General features: G+C 34.7%; 11 protein-coding genes. 8 read left to right on the forward strand and 3 right to left on the reverse strand.

The window, feature by feature from the left end; translation table 11 throughout:
- The first annotated feature begins 102 nt into the window (after positions 1-102).
- The 3 genes from AO58_RS0102550 to AO58_RS0102560 all read left to right on the forward strand — a co-directional run bounded on the left by AO58_RS0102550 (position 103) and on the right by AO58_RS0102560 (position 4,734).
- Positions 103-2,454, forward strand: coding sequence for a TonB-dependent siderophore receptor (locus AO58_RS0102550; protein ID WP_024980202.1), 2,352 nt, complete (start codon positions 103-105; stop codon positions 2,452-2,454).
- A gap of 156 nt (positions 2,455-2,610) precedes the next feature.
- Positions 2,611-3,537 carry a transporter gene (locus tag AO58_RS0102555; RefSeq protein WP_024980203.1) on the forward strand — a complete coding sequence of 309 codons (927 nt, stop codon included), beginning with the start codon at positions 2,611-2,613 and terminating at the stop codon, positions 3,535-3,537.
- Positions 3,538-3,612: 75 nt separating this feature from the next.
- Positions 3,613-4,734 carry a hypothetical protein gene (locus AO58_RS0102560; protein WP_024980204.1) on the forward strand — a complete coding sequence of 374 codons (1,122 nt, stop codon included), beginning with the start codon at positions 3,613-3,615 and terminating at the stop codon, positions 4,732-4,734.
- A 113-nt stretch (positions 4,735-4,847) separates the two neighbouring features.
- Here the strand turns inward: AO58_RS0102560 and capB are convergent, their stop codons facing one another.
- Positions 4,848-6,110, reverse strand: coding sequence for a cysteate-C-fatty acyltransferase (gene capB / locus AO58_RS0102565; RefSeq protein ID WP_024980205.1), 1,263 nt, complete (start codon positions 6,108-6,110; stop codon positions 4,848-4,850).
- A gap of 497 nt (positions 6,111-6,607) precedes the next feature.
- The gene (locus AO58_RS0102570) at positions 6,608-7,648 is read right to left on the reverse strand and encodes a jacalin-like lectin (protein WP_024980206.1); all 1,041 of its coding nucleotides are present in this window, start codon (positions 7,646-7,648) and stop codon (positions 6,608-6,610) included.
- A gap of 257 nt (positions 7,649-7,905) precedes the next feature.
- Here AO58_RS0102570 and AO58_RS0102580 point away from each other — a divergent pair, with 257 nt between their 5' ends.
- The 4 genes from AO58_RS0102580 to AO58_RS0102595 all read left to right on the forward strand — a co-directional run bounded on the left by AO58_RS0102580 (position 7,906) and on the right by AO58_RS0102595 (position 12,230).
- On the forward strand, positions 7,906-8,676 hold the full coding sequence (locus AO58_RS0102580) for an NYN domain-containing protein (protein WP_024980208.1): 771 nt from the start codon (positions 7,906-7,908) through the stop codon (positions 8,674-8,676).
- Positions 8,677-8,698: 22 nt separating this feature from the next.
- Positions 8,699-9,277 (forward strand): non-canonical purine NTP diphosphatase, encoded by a 579-nt coding sequence (locus AO58_RS0102585; protein ID WP_024980209.1) that lies wholly within the window; start codon positions 8,699-8,701, stop codon positions 9,275-9,277.
- A gap of 206 nt (positions 9,278-9,483) precedes the next feature.
- On the forward strand, positions 9,484-11,373 hold the full coding sequence (locus tag AO58_RS0102590; protein ID WP_024980210.1) for a DEAD/DEAH box helicase: 1,890 nt from the start codon (positions 9,484-9,486) through the stop codon (positions 11,371-11,373).
- A gap of 89 nt (positions 11,374-11,462) precedes the next feature.
- Positions 11,463-12,230, forward strand: a complete 768-nt coding sequence (locus AO58_RS0102595; RefSeq protein WP_024980211.1) for a carboxypeptidase-like regulatory domain-containing protein — start codon at positions 11,463-11,465, stop codon at positions 12,228-12,230.
- Here the strand turns inward: AO58_RS0102595 and AO58_RS0102600 are convergent, their stop codons facing one another.
- Entirely contained in the window at positions 12,231-12,623 is a 393-nt protein-coding gene (locus AO58_RS0102600; RefSeq protein ID WP_024980212.1) for a LytR/AlgR family response regulator transcription factor, read from the reverse strand.
- Between the two features lie 807 nt (positions 12,624-13,430).
- Here AO58_RS0102600 and AO58_RS0102610 point away from each other — a divergent pair.
- Positions 13,431-14,231: an MbnP family protein gene (locus AO58_RS0102610; protein ID WP_024980214.1), complete on the forward strand. Its 801-nt coding sequence runs from the start codon at positions 13,431-13,433 to the stop codon at positions 14,229-14,231.
- Positions 14,232-14,385: the final 154 nt, after the last annotated feature.

Raw genomic sequence — 14,385 nt, forward strand, 5'->3', positions numbered from 1 at the left:
GTTTTTTAAGTTTTTATTGGTATTTAATCTAAATAAGCTTTGTGATTTCATAGAAGGAGTTTATATTTGCATAGTTATTTTTAATTATTCCAAATAAACAAAATGAAATATATTTTACTCCCCGCAATACTATTAAGCTATTTTGCTAGTAGTGCACAAGATACAAATCAAGCACAGGCTACTACAGCCGATAAAAAAACTGAAATTGAATCGTACGAGTTTGAAAATGATACGGTAAAAAACAAGAAAGGTGGTACTTTGAACGAAGTTATCGTTACGGCACATAAACAAAGAAAGCCAGTTTCTGCCATTCGTTCAGGATTAAAACCTATGGATAATCCACAAACTGTACAGGTAATTGGTGCAGAAATTATCGAGCAGCAACAATCCATTCGTATGAGTGATGTTATCAAAAATGCTAATGGTATTTATGTTGGATCAGCACGAGGCGGAGCACAAGAGTCATTTTGGTCCAGAGGTTATGATATGACCGCGAACAATATGTTCAAAAACGGATTCAGATTTAACGGCGGATCTATACCAGAAATTTCAGGACTTGAAAAAGTAGAATTCTTAAAAGGTGGTGCAGCTCTACTTTATGGCAATGTAGCTCCAGGCGGTATCCTAAACATGATTACCAAAACACCAAAATTTAATGAAGGCGGGGAATTCTCTATGCAAATGGGAAGCTACAATTATTACAAACCAGCCTTTGATGTATATGGTCCTTTGAATCAATCCATCGCCTATCGCTTCAATGGTTCTTATGAAAAATCAGAAAGTTTTAGAGATTTTGTGACTAATGATAGAATTTATTTTAATCCTTCGTTCTTATTTTTACTTTCTGAAAAAACACAAATTACATTACAGGGAGATTATCTAAGTGCCGATTGGACACCGGATTTTGGAACAGGATTGGTTGGAAAAGAAATTTTAGATTTACCAAGAAATCAATTCTTTGGCGCCAAATGGTCCAATGGAAATACGAAATCCTCAAGTGCTTCTGTTTTAGTAGAACATGATTTTAACAGCAATTGGAAATTGAATTTCAATAGTTCCTATCAAACCTACAGAAGAATGCAACTATCTACAGCTCAAATGTCTGGTTTAGTATACACTACAAATGCTGCTGGAGTAAAAGAAGTAAATTGGAAACGTGGTTTAACTCGCTTAGATGCTTCAGAAAATATATTTGGAAATCAATTGAGTTTACAAGGAACATTTAAAACAGGAAAAATTAAACACCAAATTTTTACAGGTGCAGATTTCGAAGACTCAATGGCACCTAATTATACTTTTGGATTCTTTAACCCTTCAAAACCTGCTGACTTAATAACAACTGAATCGACTGCTATTAATATCTTAAACTACGATTACAATACTCAAAGTAGAAATGTACCTTACGACAGCAGAATTACACAGCTAGCTACAACCTTCACTCAACGTTTTGGTGTTTATGCGCAAAATTTAATCACGATTAATGATTATATTAAAGTTTTGGCTGGAATTAGATGGTCATGGCAAGAAAATTATGTTACGACTACCAAAGAAACTATCGAAAAAATAAACAATGTTAATACCATTACCACCTCATACCAAAACGCAAAACCTGTAGAAGGCGCAAAAACAATCAACACGGCATTTTCGCCAAAAGGTGGTATTGTAATTCAACCTAACAAAACAACAAGTTTGTTTGCTAGTTATTCCAACTCCTTCACAACAAACACTGGTACGACAGTAGATTTAAAACCACTTGATCCTTCAATTATTGACCAATACGAGGTTGGAATCAAAAAAGACTTTATGAAAGGTTTAATTACTACAAATGTAACTGCTTACATTATAGAAAACAATAATCTAGCGCAAACTGCAGCATTTGGTTCAGATGGTGTTACACCAAACGTAAATACCAATTTAAAAGAATTAGTTGGTGGAACTAAAGGAAAAGGAATTGAAATTGATATCAATGCCAATCCGATGAAAGGACTTAACTTGATGGCAGGATACAGCTTTAATGAAACAAAAATCACCAAAACTTCAGGCACAAGTGGAAGTTTAATAGAGGGAGATTTATTAACCAGAACTCCAAAGCATACGGCTAATTTTAGCGTTTTTTATAAAATTCAAGAAGGCTTTTTTAAAGGTATAAGCTTAGGCGCTATGGCCAGCTATATTGGTGACCGTGTAGGAGGTTGGAATGACCGTTACGTATGGACTGAAAACAAGCCAGCAACAAATCCAAAATCCTATACTGTTACTATCGAAGATAGAGATATTCCTTTGGAAGGTTATGCTACCGTAGATTTATCGATAGGATATGAATGGAAAAAAGTTTCATTGTTATGCAAAGTATCCAACATCACCAACGAATTGAACTACACCGTACACGAAAACTATAGTATAAATCCAATTGCGCCAACTCAAGTTATGGCGACCTTGAAATACAGATTATAACAGTTTTTTATATTAAAATTTAATGCCTGCGGTTTTTGCTGCGGGCATTTTTTATGTCAAAAAAAGAGTAGAGCACAGCTTCTGAAATATTTTTAAAAAAATTACCAAAATATAGTACATTTGATTACGTTATCTCACAATAAAACAATGACCACTATGAATTCATTTAGAACGTTACTTTTATTCGCATGTAGTCTTACTCCTTTTTTACAGTACGGTCAATATACTGATCAAATTAACTCCAATCGTCCTGGCGAAACCATGTCGGCTTATGGCGTAGGAAAACATGTTATTCAAATAGAAACGGGTGTGTATGGTATCACTTCCAATCATAGTTTACTAAATTATGATGTAAATGGATTTGGTATAGATGCCACTCTACGTTGGGGAGCTTTTTTAGAACGATTAGAAGTTATTGCTGATATACAATACCAAAACGACCAATATGTGACTAATTTTAGCACGATCAACCGAGCCAATTTCAGACAAACCAATTTAGGAGCGAAATATTTAATTTATGATCCTTTTAAAAACTACGAGAAAAAAATAAATTTATACAGCTGGAAAGCCAACCAACGATTTAATTGGAGGCAATTAGTACCTGCAGTTTCCGTGTATGCAGGCGCCAATTTTGTGTTCGAGGGAAATCCATATGCTTTTTCACTGGAATCTGGCATTTCTCCAAAAGCCATGCTGATTACTCAAAATCATTTTGGCGATGGTCGTTGGGTTTTTGTAACTAATATCATTGCCGATTACATAGGTACAGACTATCCAAGTTATGGCTACGTAGTCACTTTAACTCGTGGATTCAGTAAAAGATGGTCCGGTTTTATTGAGAATCAAGGCTACAATTCCGATTTTTATAGCGACATGATTGTTCGTGGTGGAGCAGCGTATCTAGTGAACAACAACTTCCAAATTGATGCCTCTGTAAGTACCACTTTCAAAGACACACCTTCCTTTGTTTATGGTGGATTTGGGGTTTCTTGGCGTTATGATGGCTTTTACAAAAAAGCAGAAGCAAAAGACCGAAAAGAACACCTTTCTCAAACCAAGAAAAAAAAATCACAGTTTAATTAATTCAAAAGCCCTAAATAGGGCTTTTTTTCAAGAACAAAAAGCTATATTCGCAGTTGCACATTACATTAAAAACACATGATTACGATTCACGAAGCCAAAAGCAAAAAAGAAATTACCAAGTTTATCAAATTTCCTTTTTCTCTGTATAAAGACAACAAATATTGGGTACCACCACTAATTGCAGATGAATTAGAAACTTTTGACAAATCAAAAAATCCTGCTTTTGAAAATGCCGAAGCCTATTTTTTTGTAGCCAAAAGAAATCAAGAAATTGTTGGAAGAATCGCTGCTATTATCAATTGGGATGAAGTCAATAATCAACAGAAAAAAAAGGTGCGCTTTGGTTGGTTTGACGTTATTGACGACATAAAAGTAACCCAAGCTCTACTTGAAAAAGTGTATGAATTGGGGCGCAAAAACAACCTAGAATACGTAGAAGGCCCAATGGGTTTTTCTAATCTAGACAAAGTGGGCGTACTAACTGAAGGCTTCGAAGAAATTGGCACGATGATTACTTGGTACAATCATCCTTATTATGCGCAACATTTTGAGCAATTGGGCTACATTACCGAAAAAGAATATGTCGAAAATAAATTCCCTTTTTCGAATGTAAAACCAGAAACTTTCGAGAAAGCAGAGGAATTGATTAGAAAGCGATACCAATTAAAAGCCATCAATTTCACCAAAACCAAAGATGTACTTCCGTATGTAGACAAAATGTTTGATTTATTCAATGAATCGTATGCCAAACTTTCCTCGTTTGTAGCGATTACAGATATTCAGAAGGAATATTTCAAAAACAAATACATCAACTTCATCAATCCAGAATATATCAAATATGTAGAAGACAAAGACGGAAATCTAGTCGCTTTTGCCATAGTAATGCCAAGTTTTTCAAAGGCGCTACAAAAAGCTAAAGGCAAATTATTTCCTTTTGGTTTCATTCATTTATTACAAGCAAGAAAAAACAGCAAAGACGTTCTTTTTTACTTAATTGGCGTTCATCCCGACTACCAAAACAAAGGAGTTCACGCTATTATTTTTAAAGAATACCATACCACTTTTACCGAAAAAGGTATTCAAAACTGCATCCGCACTCCTGAATTGGCAGACAATCTAGCCATTCAATTGCTATGGAAAAACTTCAACCCCACCATTCATTGTAGAAGAAAAACGTTTAGAAAAGAACTTCTTTAAGAAAAAAGTAGTCAGTTTTCAGTCCTCAGTGGTCAGTTTTAACCTCAGTAAAACAAAAAAAATCCATTCGCCAAAACGAATGGATTTTCTATATAAGTGAAAACCTAAAAAAATTAAGCTTCCATATCTACTGTAGTGCGTGCTGCAATTTCTTTATATGTACCGCTAACTAGTTTCTCACGAATCGCTTCGAAAGCTGCCAAAGTTTCTGCAATATCTTCTAAAGTATGAGAAGCTGTTGGAATCATACGTAATAAAATAATGCCTTTCGGGATTACTGGATACACAACAATCGACAAGAAAATACCGTAGTTTTCTCTCAAGTCGTTCACCATCACCATCGCTTCTGGAATACTTCCTTCTAAGTAAACAGGAGTAATACAAGTATTAGTATCTCCAATATTGAAGCCTTTTTCTTTTAATCCGTTTTGCAACGCATTTACGTTTTCCCACAATTTATCTTTAATCGCAGAAGACTCACGCAACAATTGCAAACGTTTCAGCGAACCAATAGTTTGGATCATTGGCAACGCTTTGGCAAACATTTGAGAACGCAAATTGTATTTCAAATAATCGATAATGTCTTTATCTGCTGCAACGAAAGCACCAATATTCGCCATTGATTTAGCAAACGTAGAAAAATACACATCAATTTCGTCTTGACAACCTTGCTCCTCACCTGCTCCAGCACCTGTTTTTCCAAGCGTTCCAAAACCATGTGCATCATCAACCAATAAACGGAAATTGTATTTTTCTTTCAAGGCTACAATTTCTTTCAATTTACCTTGTTGTCCACGCATTCCAAAAACACCTTCAGTAATGAACAAAATTCCTCCACCTGTTTCTGTCGCCATTTTAGTAGCACGTTGCAGGTTTTTCTCCATACTTTCTAAATCATTGTGTTTGTAGGTAAAACGTTTCCCCATATGCAAACGCACCCCATCAATAATACAAGCGTGTGAATCTACGTCATACACAATGATATCGTTTTTAGTCACCAAAGCATCAATAATAGACACCATTCCTTGGTAACCAAAATTCAACAAATAAGCCGATTCTTTCATCACAAAAGCAGCTAATTCTTGCTCCAACTGCTCGTGATATTTCGTGTGCCCACTCATCATACGCGCACCCATTGGGTAAGCTGCACCGTAAGCGATAGCAGCATCCGTATCTGCCTGACGCACTTCTGGATGATTGGCCAAACCTAAATAGTCGTTCAAACTCCAATTCAATATATTTTTTCCTTGAAATTGCATTCTTGGTCCCAATTCTCCTTCTAGTTTAGGAAAAACAAAATAACCTTCTGCCTGAGAAGCCCATTTCCCTAAAGGCCCTTTATTGTTTTGGATTCTTTCGAATAAATCTTTTACCATAATATAATGACTTAATACTACATTTTTATTAATGCGCAAAATTAAATATTTAAAATTTATAATTACTCCCTAACTCCTTTTATTTTATTTAAAAAAAAAGCTTAATTTAAGAAACCTTTTTATTTAACAATAAATTTTTACCCCATATTATCTATATAGAAAATACTCTTATTACAAATAATTAATCGTAAGAAATACCCTTGGATTATACTACATAAAAATTCATTCTTCAAACCACAAATTATCTCCTTTTTTAAATTAAAATACTAATAATAAATTATATTAAAAATTGGAGTTCCAAAAAAAAACAAATGCAACTTTAGAGAATTTCACATTTATAAAATTTATATTTACACAAACAACCTAATAGTTTGCATAAAAAAAGGCTGTCCTTACTATTGGACAGCCTAATCAAATTAATCTATTTTCGTTCAATGTAACAATATTAAATTTTAAAAATTGTCAATTCATAAAATTTTATATAGCCATTAAGCTAATTAAACAACCATGCTTTTTTCTAAACTCTCTCCAACGGCATCTCCTTCCGCATCTATTGGAGTTTCTATAACAGTCACTATAATATCTGTAGTATTACCTCCAGCATATTCTCCGTAAGTATAATAGCTAAAAGTTTCATTTCCTCCTACCAATGTAATTTCTACAAGCCCTGTGTACGATAACTTACAATGACCACTATAGTAACTCATTTCAAGTGAAACAGAAGTGTATGGAGGAACAATTACTGGATAGACTGAATTTACTTCCTTGGTGGTAGATTTTTCTGTGCTTTCCATAGTCTCGTATGAATAAACCCAACTAGCTGTAGCTTCTGCACCAACTTCAAGCTCGGGCACTTCAGCAGAAATAGATACTGAATAACTTTGTTCAAAACCACTATTTGATTCCCAACTATAGCTATCATACTCAGTATAAGAATAGCTATACTCATACTCTTGTGGTTCAGAGGTGTCATTATTATATGTAATATTTGTTAAGTCAACATTATTAGGTTCCGGAAGCTCTTTTTTCTCATAAATCACATCAGAAAGTTCAAGAGCTCTTGCATCTTTAATAAGATAAAAACCTAATTTATCTAAAGCATTCCCAGATCTTCCTGCAACACCTACAACCGCTCCATATCCTACATTCAAAACATATTCCTTATGCGAACTGGTTTTTTCCTTTGGATAAAAAACATTACCCAAAGAAGTTACCATTTTAAATGCACCAACAAATGTATTACCATCCCATTTTGTATTCCAAATCGAAAGTGATTTAATCAATTCACCTGGTTGAAAGATAAAACTACCTTGTTGTCCTCCTGCTTGTTGTCCAAACATAAAACTCTCATCACTATCACTGTATCCATTCCTTGAATTAGCATAATAAATTTTAATCCCACGCATTCGATTATCATCTGCCCAGGTATCAATTCGAGAGATAAGACTTCCATCTTCTTTGAAGTTGTCAAATACTCCTCCCCCATCACCTCCTACTAATTGGAGATCAATGCATTTTGTTTTTGTAAAATCTTCCATAGTGTTTTTTTTTAAGGTTAATTAAATAGATTTGATATTATATTTCAAAACTAAAATTTAAACTACAAACACAAAATAAGTATAATTACCTGATTTACAGATTAAAAGAATTAAAATTACATTAAAAACTATTATTCTTTTTTTTGTATCCGATAATTTAATTTCAAAATCAGTATTTAAAAATTTTATCTGTTCGAACCAATCAACAGAAAGCACCAACCATAAAGTTTGTATCTTTGAACACCAAAGCATCAAAAATGTCAAACAACACCAAAGAATTAAAACTAGCCGTCCTTATTGACGCCGACAACGTTCCGTATAGCAACATCAAAGGCATGATGGAAGAAATCACCAAATACGGCACACCAACCACCAAACGCATCTATGCCGATTGGACAAAACCCAATTCTAATGGATGGAAATCGGTCTTATTAGAACACGCCATTACACCTATTCAACAATATAGTTATACCACGGGAAAAAATTCCTCCGATTCCGCTTTGATAATCGATGCAATGGATTTGTTGTACTCCGATAAAGTTGATGGTTTTTGTATTGTTTCAAGCGACAGCGATTTTACCCGTCTCGCCATTCGGTTACGAGAATCAGGTATGAAAGTCATTGGTATAGGTGAAAAGAAAACCCCAAACCCCTTTATTGTGGCCTGTGATCGTTTTGTCTTTATAGAAGTTTTAGAAGGTGCTACCAAAAAGAAAAAACCTAAAGCCACTACCACTCCATCTGACACCAAAAAAGCAGTAGAAAAAGAAACAACTATCAAAATAGACAATCCAACTATTGACCTTATTGAAGATGCTATAGACGCCATAAGCGATGATGATGGCTGGGCATTTTTAGGCGATGTGGGAAATCTAATCGTCAAAAACAAACCCGAATTCGACCCTAGAAGTTATGGCTTTAGCAAACTTACCCCAATGCTCAAATCCCTAACCGACATTCTCGAAATCGACGAAAGAGATTCGGATAAAAAAGGAATTAAACACGTCTATGTAAGGCTTCGTTATTAAATCATTATAAATCTTAACCCAAATGAAAATAGTATTCGCCACCAACAACGAAAACAAGATCAAAGAAATCCAAAGTATGCTTCCCGATAACGTCACGATTGTGAGTCTTGAAAGCATTGGTTGTTTTGAGGAAATTCCAGAAACGGCAGAAACTATCGAAGGAAACGCTATTATGAAAGCGAATTACATCACCGAAAAGTATGGATATGATTGCTTTGCTGATGATACTGGCCTTGAAATAGAAGCTTTAAACAACGAGCCTGGGGTTTATTCTGCTCGTTATGCCGGAGAACAACGTTCCGCTGAAGACAATATGAACAAAGTATTACATCTTTTAAATGATAAAAGTAACAGAAACGCTCAATTCAAAACGGTGATTTGCCTGAATCTTAAAGGAGAACAATATTTATTCACTGGCATTGCCAAAGGAAACATTACTTCAGAAAAAAAAGGTGAGGGTGGTTTTGGATACGACCCTATTTTTCAGCCTGAAAATTACAAAGAGACTTTTGCAGAACTTTCACTTGAAACTAAAAACAAAATCAGTCACCGAGGTATCGCCACACAATCCTTACTTACTTTTCTGAACACAACTCATTAACAATCAAAATTGTACCTTTTTTTATAACATTTTTTACAATTTCTTGCTGTAATTTCACATCTAAAAAGACTATTAAAACATAAAAATCAAAAATCAAAAAGCTAACTTTCTGACAATCAATTTATAATAATTCATTAAAACTTAAAATAGCATTAGTTAATCTGATAAATTAACACTAATTTTGCACCCTATTTTAAAAATACATAATGAACAAATTTGAACAATTAGGATTGAATGAATCGTTACTGAAGGCGATTTTAGATCTAGGATTTGAAAATCCGTCAGAGGTACAGGAAAAGGCGATTCCCCTATTATTGGAAAAAGACACAGATATGGTTGCGTTGGCTCAAACAGGGACAGGGAAAACGGCAGCTTTCGGTTTTCCGCTAATCCAAAAAATTGATGCCGACAACAGAAATACACAAGCATTAGTTTTATCGCCAACACGCGAACTTTGCCTACAGATTACCAACGAGTTAAAAAACTACGCAAAATACGAAAAAGGTATCAACGTAGTAGCTATTTATGGTGGAGCTAGTATTACAGAGCAAGCTAGAGAAATTAAAAGAGGAGCACAAATTATTGTAGCTACTCCAGGAAGAATGCAAGACATGATCAATAGAGGTTTGGTAAACATCAAAAACATTGATTACTGTGTACTTGATGAAGCAGATGAAATGTTGAACATGGGATTCTACGAAGACATTTGCTCTATTTTATCAGATACTCCAGACGAAAAAAGCACATGGTTATTCTCTGCAACCATGCCAGCCGAGGTAGCAAGAATTGCAAAACAATTCATGAGCAGCCCAGTTGAAATTACAGTGGGAACTAAGAACTCAGGTTCTGCAACAGTATCACACGAATTTTATTTGGTAAACGCAAGAGATCGTTACGAAGCCTTGAAACGTTTAGCCGATGCTAATCCAGACATTTTCTCAGTAGTATTTTGTCGTACCAAAAGAGATACGCAACAAGTAGCTGAAAAATTAATCGAAGACGGATACAGCGCTGCAGCATTACACGGAGATTTATCACAAGCACAACGTGATGGGGTAATGAAATCGTTTAGAGGAAGACAAATCCAAATGCTAGTAGCTACCGATGTAGCAGCACGTGGAATTGACGTAGACAACATTACTCACGTAGTGAACTACCAACTTCCTGACGAAATCGAAACCTACAACCACCGTTCTGGCCGTACCGGTCGTGCTGGTAAATTAGGTACATCGATTGTAATTGTTACCAAAAGTGAATTGCGCAAAATTTCTTCTATCGAAAGAATCATCAAACAAAAATTTGAAGAAAAAACAATCCCATCTGGAATTGAAATCTGCGAAATTCAATTATTGCACTTAGCCAACAAAATCAAAGAAACGGAAGTAGATCACGAAATTGACAACTACCTTCCAGCAATCAATGATGTATTAGAAGGCTTGAGCAAAGAAGAATTAATCAAGAAAATGGTATCGGTAGAATTTAACCGTTTTATCAACTACTATAAGAAAAACAGAGATTTATCTAGCCAATCATCAGGCTCAGACCGACGTGAACGTGACGATAGAGACGGTGCTTCAAGAGAAAACAATAGCGGTGCTACTCGTTACTTCGTAAACATCGGTTCTAGAGATAACTTTGACTGGATGACTTTGAAAGATTTCTTAAAAGAGACTTTAGACTTAGGTCGCGATGACGTATTCAAAGTAGATGTAAAAGAAGGATTCTCTTTCTTTAATACTGATGCTGAACATACTGATAAAGTAATGGACATCTTGAATAATGTACAATTAGAAGGACGTCGTATCAATGTAGAGATTTCTAAAAATGATGGTGGTGGAAGACGCGACCATAATGGCAGAAGTTCTGGAGGTTTTGGCGGTAGAAGTGCTGCTCCAAGAAGAGAAGGTAGCTTTGCTCCAAGAAGAGAAGGATCAGGCGGATTCCGTAGCGACAGAAACTCAGCTCCAAGAGAGGGAGGATTCAGAAGCGAAAGAGGAAGTGCTCCAAGAAGAGAAGGTGACGCATCAGGAAGAGCCCCTAGAAGATCTGAAGGTTTTGGCGACACACCACGTCCAAGAAGACCAAGAAGAGATTAATAATGCATTGTTAATTTTCTTATAAATATCCAAGAAAACTACAAAATATTCAATTGCGATTTACTACTTTTAAAACTTTAAATTCGTATATGAAACATTTTGTAGTTTTCTTTTTTTTATTACTTACCGCTATCGGATTCGGACAAGAATCTAATGAATCTTTAAAAGTTTCTGGAACTATTGTAAATGACAATACCAACCAACCTTTGTCGTATGCCAACATCATCAATGTCAACAAAGTAAAAGGAACAACTACTGATACCAAAGGAAATTTTGAAATTGAGATTTCAGTCAGTGACACAATACACGTTTCGTTACTTGGTTTTCAATCCATTAAAGTTCGTGTTACTAACGACTGGGTAAAAAACAAAACTACAACCATCAAACTTACCGAAAAGGCGATTGCTTTAGAAGAAGTAGTCATACGCCCTTTTAACCTAACAGGATATTTAGAGGTGGATTCTAAATTAATACCCATCAAAGAAAACTTCAGATACAGTATCTCAGGACTAACTGCAGGATACGAAGGAGGCCAATACTCACCAGATGCCTTTGGAAAAGTACTCGGTTCAATTTTTAATCCAGCAGATATGCTGTATAATTTTTTCGGAAAAAAACCTAAAGAATTAAAACGTCTAAAGGAACTAAAAAAGGACGATACCGTGCGCAAAGCACTGGAATCTAAATATGATCGCGAAATGATCGCTACATTATTAGGGATTGACAAAAATGAAATTCCTGATATTTTGAAGCGTTGCAGTTACTCAGATTCATTCATACAAACTGCTAACGACTTACAAATTATGGATGCTATAAGTGGTTGCTACGAAGAATATAAAATACTCAAAAAAAAGTAATTACTCCCCCACTGCTTTTCGCAACTTCTTAATTCGTTTTGCTGCTTTTTTAACTGCATCTACCACTGCTGTTTCACTAAATGGCTTAAGAATAAAATCAGCAGGATCATACACCTTAGCTTTAAAAAAATAACCTGGAAATGCCGTAGCAAAAACAATTTGAAAATCAACTTCTTCAAGTTGATCTAATAACTCAAATATCTGTTTTTCACGGATATTAATATCTAAAAAAACAATATCAGGCTTTTTTTGAGTGATTTCAAGCATAGCAGTTTCAATTGTTTTGGCTGTTCCAACAATTTCAAGTTTTAAACAATGCGTGGATATTATCTTTTTTAAAATTTCAATGTTGATCATTTCATCATCAACAATAACTACAGAATAGTGATTCATTTTTTATATGGAAATAAAGTGTGGTATTATTTATTTTGAGCTAAATTTAACCAATTTATCTATCAATATAACATAAGTACTATATCATTTATTAAAAACTTATTGTTAATATAATTGTAATTTTCACTCGCTCAAAGTATTAAAGTTTTTGTAAAAAAAATTTTGTTTTCTAAATTGTTGCTCTACATTTGCGCCATAATTATTCCATCTTTTGCAATTGAAAAAAATTGGCGTATATCTTTTAACCCTCACATTGCTATTCCCTTTTTTTGGGAATATAGTGATATACACCCAATTTAAAGCCAATCAAGAGCAAATCATCAAAACCATTTGTGTACAGCGAAAATTAGTCAACAATACTTGTAATGGTCGTTGTGAATTACAAAAAAGCCTAAAAAAATTTGATGAGAATGAGAAAAAAATGGAAAATATTCTGAAAGAAAAAGCAGATTTCGTTTATCTCATTCATTCAACACCTACATCATTTGTAAGTAACACTCTGATAACTTCAACAACCAAGTTGAACGTTTTTCATACGTCTGGAAAAACTATTTCCAAAATAAATTCAACTTTCAGACCTCCCTCCTTTTTACTATAATCTTATTCAAAATCGATTTCAATCTCAATTGAAAGGCGTTGACTTGTATGAAAAATACAATGTCAAGCAATGATTGCATCTGAAAGATTTCGTGCGTTTTAATTCGAAAAGGCACTTCTGTCATTTCAAAAAAGTACATATATCAAGTTCTTTTTCAATACAATCATGCAAAAAAACAAATGAATATCATAATAGTAAAAAACCAACTCATGAAAAAATATATTTTAAAAGCAACTTTAGCTTTAGCAGCAATAATAACTATAACCGCATGTTCTAACGATAACGACGAAGCAATCACAGGAACAGGAGCTTTAACACTTGAATTTGATAACGCTTTCAAAGCAAATGACCTTATTCTAACTTCACAAGCGAATACAACAGCCAACAACGAAGTCTTAAAAATCAGCACAGTAAAATACATCGTTAGTAACATTGTGTTGACCAAAGAAGACGGAACAACGTTCACTTACCCAAAAAGCGAAAGCTATTTCATTATAGACGAAGCTACTCCAGCTAGTTTAGAAGCTCAATTAAAAAACATTCCAGCGGCTAACTACACCAAAGTAAAATTCGGAATTGGAGTAGACAAAGCACAATGGGAACTTGGTGCCACAGGACAAGGCGATTTCTTAGCCAAAGCACAAGCAGCAAAAATGATGTGGAGCTGGACTGCAGGATACAAATTCTTAGCTTTCGAAGGTACTTTTACTTCAAGTACAGTAACAACTCCTACTTCGTTTATGATTCACACTGGACAAACAGGAACCGATTACAACTACACTGAAATCACTTTGGATTTAGCTACCAAAGCATTAGTGAGAACCAACATTACCCCACAAGTACATATCATCACAGATATCTCTAAAGTGGTAGACGGAACCAACACCATCAAATTGACAGACAACAATATGGGTGCTATGGGTGCTATGATTATGAGTGGTTCAAAATTAGCCTTAATTACAACTAATGTTAACCAAATGTTCAAAGTAGATCACGTTCATAACGACTAATCCACTTCACAAAAAGCGATTGAAAGTATTCATCTATTAAGAATAAGGAGCGAATCATCAGGCATTTTTGTCAACAAGATTCCCGCCATCATTCCAAAACTTGTGAGCTGAACGCCAGCTCACAAGGTTTTTCCCTTCTGTCGGGGCTAGAAGA

The organism is Flavobacterium succinicans LMG 10402, assembly GCF_000611675.1.
Lineage (GTDB): Bacteria > Bacteroidota > Bacteroidia > Flavobacteriales > Flavobacteriaceae > Flavobacterium > Flavobacterium succinicans.

Excerpts from the sequence above, each read along its gene's own strand:
- AO58_RS0102590 (WP_024980210.1), top strand. The coding sequence starts at position 9,484 with ATGAACAAATTTGAACAATTAGGATTGAATGAATCGTTACTGAAGGCG.
- AO58_RS0102560 (WP_024980204.1), top strand. The coding sequence starts at position 3,613 with ATGATTACGATTCACGAAGCCAAAAGCAAAAAAGAAATTACCAAGTTT.
- capB (WP_024980205.1), bottom strand. The coding sequence starts at position 6,110 with ATGGTAAAAGATTTATTCGAAAGAATCCAAAACAATAAAGGGCCTTTA.
- AO58_RS0102585 (WP_024980209.1), top strand. The coding sequence starts at position 8,699 with ATGAAAATAGTATTCGCCACCAACAACGAAAACAAGATCAAAGAAATC.
- AO58_RS0102595 (WP_024980211.1), top strand. The coding sequence starts at position 11,463 with ATGAAACATTTTGTAGTTTTCTTTTTTTTATTACTTACCGCTATCGGA.
- AO58_RS0102570 (WP_024980206.1), bottom strand. The coding sequence starts at position 7,648 with ATGGAAGATTTTACAAAAACAAAATGCATTGATCTCCAATTAGTAGGA.
- AO58_RS0102550 (WP_024980202.1), top strand. The coding sequence starts at position 103 with ATGAAATATATTTTACTCCCCGCAATACTATTAAGCTATTTTGCTAGT.
- AO58_RS0102610 (WP_024980214.1), top strand. The coding sequence starts at position 13,431 with ATGAAAAAATATATTTTAAAAGCAACTTTAGCTTTAGCAGCAATAATA.
- AO58_RS0102580 (WP_024980208.1), top strand. The coding sequence starts at position 7,906 with ATGTCAAACAACACCAAAGAATTAAAACTAGCCGTCCTTATTGACGCC.
- AO58_RS0102600 (WP_024980212.1), bottom strand. The coding sequence starts at position 12,623 with ATGAATCACTATTCTGTAGTTATTGTTGATGATGAAATGATCAACATT.
- AO58_RS0102555 (WP_024980203.1), top strand. The coding sequence starts at position 2,611 with ATGAATTCATTTAGAACGTTACTTTTATTCGCATGTAGTCTTACTCCT.